Annotated in this window: 1 protein-coding gene; it reads right to left on the bottom strand. The window is 54.5% G+C overall.

The genetic code is table 11. From position 1 onward, the window contains the following. A partial coding sequence (locus AACS00_RS07975) for a hydroxyethylthiazole kinase (RefSeq protein WP_181397670.1) occupies window positions 1-402 on the bottom strand: 402 nt, incomplete at both ends.

Raw genomic sequence — 402 nt, 5'->3', positions numbered from 1 at the left:
ATAATGCACAGCCAGTTCCTACCACTTTGGTCATTAACGGATCGCCACCGTGAATACCAATGATACGATGTCCATCGGTAACATAATCCATCTCGCCAGTGACCACGACGATTGCGCCAGTTTCCCGTGCCAGTGTTTGTGCAGCGGGTATCGCGTTAGCTGCGGCGTCAGTGGTATCCACTCCCCGTCCGCCATTAGCGGCGCCAGCTAATGCCATGATTTCCGAAGCATTACCACGTATGGCGGTTGGCTTATGAGACAGAAGTTCCAGACAAAAACGGCGGCGATAATCGAGTGCACCCACCGCTACTGGATCAAGCGTCCAGGGTGTTTGAGAGCTTTTTGCTTGCTCAACGGCGGCACACATCGACTGTGCGCGTAGCTGCGTCAGCGTGCCAACGT

Origin of the sequence: Vibrio sp. 11986-1-5 (assembly GCF_963878025.1) — a bacterium.
In the GTDB taxonomy this organism is placed as follows: Bacteria; Pseudomonadota; Gammaproteobacteria; order Enterobacterales; family Vibrionaceae; genus Vibrio; species Vibrio injensis.
The sequence above is the reverse complement of the archived record's forward strand: the minus strand, read 5'-3'. Positions and strand labels throughout refer to the sequence as shown.